The sequence below is a fragment of the Methylibium sp. T29-B genome (assembly GCF_000576225.1).
GTDB classification, from domain to species: Bacteria; Pseudomonadota; Gammaproteobacteria; order Burkholderiales; family Burkholderiaceae_C; genus Methylibium; species Methylibium petroleiphilum.
Genome location: NZ_AZSN01000150.1, coordinates 1 through 8,554, shown reverse-complemented (window position 1 = coordinate 8,554; position 8,554 = coordinate 1). Strand labels below are relative to the sequence as shown.

Here is an 8,554-nt window from a genome sequence, read left to right as displayed (position 1 = left end):
GGCCTATGCGCGCCTGGCCACCCACCGCGTGTCGCTCGGCGCGCCACCGGCCCAGCTGGCCGACCTGCCGATCGTCGAGGTGCCGGCGACGGCGGCGGCCGGCAGCGATGCGGGCAACGCTCGGCGCTTCGCGGTGCTGTTGTCGGGGGACGGCGGCTGGGCCGGGATCGACAAGAGCATCGCCGCCGCGCTGGCGAAGCAGGGCGTGCCGGTGGCCGGTTTCGATTCGCTGCGCTACTTCTGGAGCGCGCGCACGCCCGAGGGCCTGGCCGCCGACCTCGACCGTCTGATCCGCTACTACGCCGCACGCTGGCAGCGCAGCGAGGTGCTGCTGATCGGCTACTCGCAGGGCGCCGACGTGCTGCCCTTCGCGATCAACCGACTGCCGGCCCGCACGCGCGCCAGCGTGCAACTGACGGCGCTGCTCGGCCTGGGCCAGAAGGCGGCGTTCGAGTTCCACGTGACCCACTGGATCGGCGCCAGCGGCGACCGCCCGATCGCCCCCGAGGCCCAGAAGCTGTCGGCCGCGGGCACGCTGTGCATCCACGGCAGCGACGAGCGCGATTCGCTGTGCCCCCAGCTCGCACCGAAGCACGTGCGCGCGCTGGCGCTGCCGGGCGGGCACCACTTCGGCGGCGACTACGACGCGCTGGCCGGTCGGATCCTGGAAGCGGTGCCGCGCTGAACGAGTGCCGGCGCGGATGGTGAGTCGGTGCCGGACGACGGGCCGTTCACGCCCGCCCGGCCAGCTCCCGCAATACCTGCTCGAACACCTCGACCGGCTGGCCGCCTTGAACCAGGTGCCGGCCGTCGATGACGATCGAGGGCACCGAATGGATGCCGCGGTCGAGCCAGAGCTGCTCCTGTTCGCGCACCTCGGCGGCAAACTCGTCCGACGCCAGCAGAGCCTGCGCGCGCTGCGGGTCGAGCCCCGCCTCGCCCGCCACGCGCACCAGCAGGCCGGGGTCGGCGACGTTCTCGCCGTCGGTGAAATAGGCGCGCAGCAGCGCGTGCTTCAGTTCGCGCTGGCGGCCTTCGAGGCCGGCCCAGTGCAGCAGCCGGTGGGCGTCGAAGGTGTTGCAGGTGCGGCTTCGGCGGCCGAAGCGGAAGCCCACGGTCTCACCGCGCACGCGGATCATCTCGGTGTTGCGCGCGCAGTCCTCCGGCGTGATGCCGTACTTGCGCGTGAGGTGGGCCACGATCTCTTCGCCTTCGGGCGGCATCTGCGGGTTCAGCTCGAAGGGCTGGACGTGCAGCTCGACGGACAGCTCGCCGTCCAGGCGCTGGATGGCCTGCTCCAGCGCGTTCAGGCCGATGGCGCACCAGGGGCAGACCACATCGGACACGAAATCGATCTTCATCCTCTTCATGGAGGATCAGTCTAGCGGCGAAGCCCGGGCTGCGGCGCCGCAGGCCCGCAACGGGCCGTCACTGGCTCACGTGGATCAGCTCGCGCACCCGTGGGTAGATCTGCTGCTGCCAGCGCCGGCCGCTGAACACGCCGTAGTGGCCCACGCCGAGCTGCACGTGGTGGGTCTTGCGGAAGGGGGCGAGGCCACCGCACAGGTCGTGCGCGGCGACGGTCTGGCCGATCGAGCAGATGTCGTCGCGCTCGCCCTCGACGGTGAAGAGCGCGGTGCGGCGGATCGCCCGGGTGTCGACGGTGCGGCCGCGGTAGTTCAGTTCGCCCTGCGCCAGCGCGTAGTCCTGGAACACCAGTTTCACGGTCTCCAGATAGAACTCGGCGGCCAGGTCGTTGACCGCGAAGTACTCCTCGTAGAACTGCCGCGTGGCCTCGGCCTTCTCGATGTCGCCGGTGGCGATGTGGTGGTACAGGTCGGCGAAGGCCTTGCGGTGCCGGTCCGGGTTCATGCTCATGAAGGCGGTGAGCTGCAGGAAGCCGGGGTACACGCGCCGCATCGCGCCGGCATAGCGCAGCGGCACGTCGTGCACCAGGTTCTTCTCGAACCACTCGATCGGCTTGCTGGTCGCGAGCTTGTTCACCTCGGTCGGGTTGATGCGGCAGTCGATCGGGCCGGCCATCAGCGACATGCTGCGCGGCTGCGCCGGGTTGTCGTCCTCGCTCATCAGCGCCACCGCGGCCAGCGCCGGCACGCAGGCTGGCAGATCGCCATCAGGTGCGAGCCGGGGCCCATGGTCTCCAGGAACAGGATCAGGTGGTCGATGTACTCGTCCAGGCCGAACGGCCCCTCGGCCAGCGGCACATGGCGGGCGTTGTGCCAGTCGGTGATGTAGACGTCGTGGTCGGCCATCATCGTGCGCACCGTGTCGCGCAGCAGCGTGGCGAAGTGGCCCGACAGCGGCGCGGCGATCAGCACGCGCGGCTGGTCGGCCGGAGCGTCCTCGCGCACGAAGCGCAGCAGGGTGGCGAAGGGCGTGCTGGTCACCACCTCCTCGCGCACCTTCAGCTCGCGCTCGCCGACCCGCACGGAGCTGATGCGGAACTCGGGCCGCTGGTGCGTCAGCCTGGCGAGCGAGAACACCTCGCAGGCGGCAGCCAGCTTGCGCACCGCCGGCAGCTGCTTCAGGACGAACCACTCGTGGCTGAGGTAGCTCGCTGCGGTACTGGCCGCCGTCTGGAGCGGCGCCAGCAGATCGGTGTGGTTCTGGTAGGCCTGGTACATCATGGGCTGCCTCATCCCCCGTCGACAGGCGGGGTCATGCAAGGCACCGCAGGCAAGTTGCAGGCCATGCGGAGTCGCCGCCCCAGGCTGGCACAGCGATTGCGGGAGGGAGTGCACCTGGAGGACGGATGCACCATGGCCAAGGCCACGCTCACGATCAGCAGCAAGAACTATTCGTCGTGGTCCCTGCGCGGCTGGCTGCTCGCGCGCTTCGCGGGGCTGGACTTCAGCGAGCACGTCCTGCCGCCCGACGATCCGGGCGTGAAGGCCGAGATCCTGCTGCTGGCGCCTTCGATCCTGGTGCCGCGGCTGCGCCACGACAAGGTCGACGTGTGGGACACGCTGGCGATCGCCGAGTACCTGCACGAGATCAAGCCCAAGGCCGGGCTGCTGCCGGCCGATCGTGCGGCGCGCGCGCACTGCCGGGCCGTCTGCGGCGAGATGCACTCGGGCTTCAGCTCGCTGCGCTCGGCGCTGCCGATGAACCTGAAGGGCAGTTTCCCGGGCTACAAGGTGTGGAGCCGGGCGCAGTCGGACATCGAGCGCGTGGTCGAGATCTGGTCGGACTGCCTGAAGCGCTACGGCGGTCCATGGCTGTTCGGTGAGCACCGCACGATGGCCGATGCGATGTACGCGCCGGTGGTCACGCGGCTCAAGACCTACGACGTGCGCATCAGCGACCGCGCCTGCATCGAGTACTGCCTGCGGGTGATGTCGATGCCCGAGATGCAGGAATGGATCGCGGCCGCGAAGACCGAGCCGGAGTCGATGGAGGAACTCGAAGTCGAGTTCTGACCGCCCGCCGTCACCGCCGGCCCGCTCCCGCCCTGGCGGGGGACGGAAACGGGCCCGGCGTTCTCAGAACCAGGCCTTGGGCGCCGGGATATCGCAGACCGGATCGACGTCGATGGTCTTGAAGTCGGCCGGGCCGACCACTTCCAGGTACTCCATGTCGGGCGAGTAGTCGAACAGGAAGTGGCGGACGCCCGGGCGCTGGTGCACGCAGTCGCCGGCAGAGACCAGCGTCTCCTGATCCTCGTACATGAACTTCGCCCAGCCCCGGAGCATGATCACGATGTGGAACTCCGCCTCATGGCGGTGCCACCCCGTGCCTTTCTCCGGTGCATTGTTCGCGATCACCAGCTGCGCGATCACCTTGCCGTTGGTGGCCTCGGCGATGCCCAGATCGCGGTAGAGGAAGAAATCGCGCAAGCCGTCGCTGCGGAAGTGGGTGTCGGTCGGCTTGACGTGGGAGAACTTCGTGGCGGTGCGATCGAGCATGGCGGGGCCCTCCGGGGTTGGTAATGGATTGCTGCTATGCACAAACCATTCCTGCCGGAGCGATCCGGCCTGCCCCGGGACAGGGCAGCGCTCAGTGCGGCGACATCACCTCGAGCAGACGGTCCAGCCCGCCCTGCTCGATCGATACCATCGCCTGCGCCCGCACCGCGGGCTTCGCGTGGTAGGCCACCGACAGGCCGGCAGCGCCCATCATCGGCAGGTCGTTGGCGCCGTCGCCCATGGCGATCGCGCGCGAGGGCGCGATGCCCAGCTGCGCACAGGTGGCGAGCAGCATCTTCCGCTTCTCCTCGCCATCGCAGATGTCGCCCCAGTCCTGGTCGACCATCCGGCCGGTGAGGGCGCCCTCGGCCACCTCGAGCACGTTGCTGCGGGTGAAGTCGAGGCCCAGCCGGTCGCGCACGTGGTCGCTGAAGAAGGTGAAGCCGCCCGAGACCAGCAGCGTCCTCAGGCCCGCGGCCCGGCAGGCGCGCACCAGCGTCTCGGCGCCGGGGTTGAGCTGCAGGCGCTGGGAGAGCACCTGCTGCATCGCCGTCACCGGCACGCCCTTCAGCAGTGCCACGCGCCGTCGCAGGCTGTCCTTGTAGTCGGCGATCTCGCCGCGCATCGCGGCCTCGGTGATGGCCGCGACCTCGGCCTTGCGGCCGGCCGCGTCGGCGATCTCGTCGACGCACTCGATGTTGATCAGCGTCGAGTCCATGTCGAAGGCGATCAGGCCGAAGTCCGGCAGCTTCATCGGCGGCGCGATGCCCCGCACGGTCAATCCCGGGGCGAACTCGGTCGGTGGCGTCATGCTCATGCGGAAAGGGCGGGGGTGGGCGTGCCGAGCGAGCGCAGCACGTCGCGGATGAACTGGGCGCGGGCCATCGGATCGGGCAATGCCTTCTCGATGCGCAGCTTGTCGTTGCCGGCCAGCTTGATGTGCCGGTTCTTCTGCACCAGCTCGATGATGCGCAGCGCGTCGACCGGCGCGTCGGGCCGGAAGCCGATGCTCATGGCCTGCGGGCCGGCGTCGATCTTGAGCACACCGTAGGCGCGCGCCTGCACGCGCAGGCGGTGCACGTCGAACAGCGTCTGCGCCTGCGGCGGCAGCTTGCCGAAGCGGTCGACGATTTCCTCGAGCATGGTGTCGATCTTGTCCAGCCGGTCGGCGCTGGCCAGCCGCTTGTAGAGCGACAGGCGCACATGCACGTCGCCGCAATAGGCGTCGGGCAGCAGCGCCGGCGCGTGCAGGTTGACGTCGGTGGCCACGTTCACCGGGTTCAGCAGGTCGGGCTCGCGGCCGGCCTTCATCTCGCGCACCGCGGTGGCCAGCATCTCGTTGTAGAGCTGGAAGCCGACCTCCATCATGTTGCCGCTCTGGTTCTCGCCCAGCACCTCGCCGGCACCGCGGATCTCCAGGTCGTGCATCGCGAGGTAGAAGCCCGAGCCCAGCTCCTCCATGTCCTGGATCGCCTGCAGGCGCTGCGCGGCCTGCTTGGTGAGGCCTTCCACATCGGGCACCAGCAGGTAGGCATAGGCCTGGTGGTGCGAGCGGCCGACGCGCCCGCGCAGCTGGTGCAGCTGTGCCAGGCCGAACTTGTCGGCGCGGCTCATCACGATGGTGTTGGCGGTGGGCACGTCGATGCCCGTCTCGATGATGGTCGAGCACAGCAGCAGGTTGTGCTTCTGCGCGACGAACTCGCGCATCACCCGCTCCAGCTCGCGCTCGGGCATCTGGCCATGGGCGACGGCGATGCGCGCTTCCGGAAGCAGTTCCTCCAGCGTGCGGCGGCGGTTCTCGATGGTCTCCACCTCGTTGTGCAGGAAGTAGACCTGACCGCCGCGCTTCAGCTCGCGCATCACCGCCTCGCGGATGGTGCCGTTGGACTCGCCGCGCACGAAGGTCTTGATGGCCAGCCGGCGCTGTGGCGCGGTGGCGATCACGCTCAGGTCGCGCAGGCCCTCGAGCGCCATGCCCAGGGTGCGCGGGATGGGCGTGGCGGTGAGGGTCAGCACGTCGACCTCGGCGCGCAGCGCTTCATGGCTTCCTTGTGGCGCACGCCGAAGCGGTGCTCCTCGTCGATGATCAGCAGCCCGAGGTTGGCGAACTTGGTGTCCTGGCTCAGCAGCTTGTGTGTGCCGACCACGATGTCGATCGTGCCCTCGGCCAGTCCGGCCATCGCCGCCTTGATCTCCTTGGCCGAGCGGAAGCGCGACATCTCGGCCACCTTGACCGGCCACTTGGCGAAGCGGTCGGCGATGTTCTGGTAGTGCTGCTCGGCCAGCAGCGTGGTCGGCGCCAGCAGCGCCACCTGCTTGCCGCCGGTGACCGCGACGAAGGCGGCACGCAGCGCCACCTCGGTCTTGCCGAAGCCGACGTCGCCGCACACCAGACGGTCCATCGGCTTGGGGCTGACCAGGTCCTGGATCACCGCGTGGATCGCGGCGCGCTGGTCGGCCGTTTCCTCGAAGCCGAAGCTGGCGGCGAAGGCCTCGTAGTCCTGCGGCGAGAAGCGGAAGGCATGGCCTTCACGGGCGGCGCGGCGCGCGTACAGGTTCAGCAGCTCGGCGGCGGTATCGCGCACCTGCTCGGCCGCCTTGCGCTTGGCCTTCTCCCACTGGCCGGAACCCAGCCGGTGCAGCGGCGCCTCCTCGGCGCTGACGCCGGTGTAGCGGCTGATGAGCTGCAGCTGCGCGACCGGCACGTAAAGCGTCGCCTTGTCGGCGTACTCGAGGTGCAGGAACTCGCTCGGCCCGTCGCCCAGGTCGATGTTGACCAGCCCCACGTAGCGGCCGATGCCGTGGTTGGCATGCACCACCGGGTCGCCGACCTTGAGCTCCGACAGGTCCTTGATCAGCGCGTCGACATCGCTGGTCTGCTCCTGCTTGCGGCGGCGCCGTACCGTGGGTGCGGCGTCGAACAGCTCGGTCTCGGTGACGAACTGGATGCCGGGCGTTCCCGACCCACGGACCCAGAAGAAGCCGCTCGCCAGCGGCGCGACGGTGATCGCGTAGCGGTGATCGCCGGCCTCGAAGTCCGCGAGCGAAGCGACCGTCGGCGGCTCCAGCTGGTGGTCGCGCAGCAGCTCCAGCAGGCTCTCGCGGCGGCCCTCGCTCTCGGCGACGAGCAGCACGCGCGGGCCGGCGCTGTCGGTGCCCTGCTTCGCGAGGTGCTGCTCCAGCTTGCGCAGCGGGTCGGGCGTGCCGCGCTCGACGGCCAGATCGGGCAGCGGGCGCACCCATTCGAGCGGGTCGCTGCCGCGCAGCGACAGCTGCGCATGGTCGTTGCAGCGCGCGAAGAAGGCGTCGGGCGGCAGGTAGATCTCCTGCGGCGGCAGGATCGGCCGCTCGGGGTCGTGCTGCAGGAAGCGGTGGCGCTCGCGCGTCTCGCCCCAGAACTTGTTCAGCGCTGCATCGACCTCGCCGTGCAGCACCAGTTCGGCCGCGGCGCCGAGGTAGTCGAACACCGTCGCCGTCTCGTCGAAGAACAGCGGCAGGTAGAACTCGATGCCGGGACCGGCCAGGCCGGTGCCCATGTCCTTGTAGAGGCGCGAGCGGCTCGGGTCGCCTTCCATCTTCTCGCGCCAGCGGGCGCGGAAACCGGTGCGGGCCGTCTCGTCCATCGGGAACTCGCGGCCCGGCAGCAGCCGCACCTCGGGCACCGGGTAGAGGCTGCGCTGGCTGTCGGGGTCGAAGGTGCGGATCGAGTCGACCTCGTTGTCGAACAGGTCCACGCGATAGGGCACCGGGGAGCCCATCGGGAACAGGTCGATCAGCCCGCCGCGCACCGCGTACTCGCCGGGCGACACCACCTGGCTCACGTGCTGGTAGCCGGCCAGCGTGAGCTGGGCCTTCAGCGCCGCCTCGTCGAGCTTCTGCTTCTGCACGAAGTGGAAGGTGTAGGCCGCCAGGAAGGACGGCGGCGCGAGCCGCAGCAATGCCGTGGTCGCCGGCATCAGCACCACGTCGATCGCGCCCTCGCTCCGCGCATGCAGGATGCGCCACAGCGTGGCCAGCCGCTCGGAGATCAGGTCCTGGTGCGGCGAGAAGCTGTCGTAAGGCAGCGTCTCCCAGTCGGGGAACACGGCGACGCGCAAGCCTGGCGCGAAGAAGGCCAGTTCGTCCTGCAGCCGCTGCGTGTCGGCCGGTTCGGCACTGATGACGGCGGTGATCTGCCCCTGCGCGGCGCGCTGCTCGGCGAAGCGCGCGAGCAGCAGTGCATCGGCCGAGCCGAACGGGCGGGGCAGGGTGTAGCGCTTGCCGGGGGCGAGGGCGGGGAGGTCCATGCGGTGAAGAAAGTCGAAAGCAGATCGCCCCGCCGCGGGAGCAGGCGGGGCGATCCACGGGGTGAATTCTAGAATCGGCATCCGATGACCCCGAATCCCGCTCTCGAGCCACCCCGGTGCTATGCGCTCGTGCCCTGTGCGGGCGTCGGCGAGCGGGCCGGCGTGGGGGGACCCAAGCAGTACCGCGAGATCGCCGGCCGCAGCGTCGTCGCGCACACGCTGGCGGCGCTGGCGCGCGTGGCGCGCCTCGCCGGCACGCTGGTCGTCGTGGCGCCGGAGGATCGCGTGTTCGAGGCGCATGCGCCGGCGGTGCAGACCTGGGTGGCGCGCGTCGGCGGCGCC

6 protein-coding genes and 2 pseudogenes are annotated in these 8,554 nt (G+C 69.9%); 3 read left to right on the top strand and 5 right to left on the bottom strand.

Features of this window, described 5'->3' with window-relative positions; translation table 11 throughout:
- Positions 1-685, top strand: a 685-nt coding sequence (locus Y694_RS17635) for a virulence factor family protein (protein ID WP_036234885.1), incomplete at its 5' end; no start/stop codon positions are given.
- A 46-nt stretch (positions 686-731) separates the two neighbouring features.
- Here the strand turns inward: Y694_RS17635 and Y694_RS17630 are convergent.
- Both Y694_RS17630 and Y694_RS17625 read right to left on the bottom strand, forming a co-directional pair.
- A complete protein-coding gene (locus tag Y694_RS17630) occupies positions 732-1,370 on the bottom strand; it encodes a DsbA family oxidoreductase (RefSeq protein WP_036234884.1) in 639 nt (212 codons plus the stop codon).
- A gap of 58 nt (positions 1,371-1,428) precedes the next feature.
- Positions 1,429-2,648: pseudogene (locus tag Y694_RS17625) on the bottom strand (polyhydroxyalkanoate depolymerase).
- Positions 2,649-2,780: 132 nt separating this feature from the next.
- Between Y694_RS17625 and Y694_RS17620 the strand changes: the two are divergent.
- Positions 2,781-3,440 carry a glutathione S-transferase family protein gene (locus tag Y694_RS17620; RefSeq protein WP_011829165.1) on the top strand — a complete coding sequence of 220 codons (660 nt, stop codon included), beginning with the start codon at positions 2,781-2,783 and terminating at the stop codon, positions 3,438-3,440.
- A gap of 63 nt (positions 3,441-3,503) precedes the next feature.
- Here Y694_RS17620 and Y694_RS17615 read toward each other — a convergent pair whose 3' ends face one another.
- The 3 genes and pseudogenes from Y694_RS17615 to mfd all read right to left on the bottom strand — a co-directional run bounded on the left by Y694_RS17615 (position 3,504) and on the right by mfd (position 8,212).
- The gene (locus Y694_RS17615; protein ID WP_011829166.1) at positions 3,504-3,926 is read right to left on the bottom strand and encodes a cupin domain-containing protein; all 423 of its coding nucleotides are present in this window, start codon (positions 3,924-3,926) and stop codon (positions 3,504-3,506) included.
- 91 nt (positions 3,927-4,017) lie between these two features.
- The gene (gene serB, locus Y694_RS17610; RefSeq protein WP_036234882.1) at positions 4,018-4,737 is read right to left on the bottom strand and encodes a phosphoserine phosphatase SerB; all 720 of its coding nucleotides are present in this window, start codon (positions 4,735-4,737) and stop codon (positions 4,018-4,020) included.
- Between the two features lie 2 nt (positions 4,738-4,739).
- A pseudogene (gene mfd / locus Y694_RS17605) lies at positions 4,740-8,212 on the bottom strand (transcription-repair coupling factor).
- Positions 8,213-8,296: 84 nt separating this feature from the next.
- Here mfd and Y694_RS17600 point away from each other — a divergent pair.
- Positions 8,297-8,554 (top strand): 2-C-methyl-D-erythritol 4-phosphate cytidylyltransferase (locus tag Y694_RS17600; protein ID WP_036234886.1); only part of this gene is annotated, 258 nt, incomplete at its 3' end.

What these genes read in the sequence shown, in the direction of transcription:
- serB (WP_036234882.1), bottom strand. Translation starts at nt 4,737, where the DNA reads ATGACGCCACCGACCGAGTTCGCCCCGGGATTGACCGTGCGGGGCATC.
- Y694_RS17630 (WP_036234884.1), bottom strand. Translation starts at nt 1,370, where the DNA reads ATGAAGAGGATGAAGATCGATTTCGTGTCCGATGTGGTCTGCCCCTGG.
- Y694_RS17620 (WP_011829165.1), top strand. Translation starts at nt 2,781, where the DNA reads ATGGCCAAGGCCACGCTCACGATCAGCAGCAAGAACTATTCGTCGTGG.
- Y694_RS17615 (WP_011829166.1), bottom strand. Translation starts at nt 3,926, where the DNA reads ATGCTCGATCGCACCGCCACGAAGTTCTCCCACGTCAAGCCGACCGAC.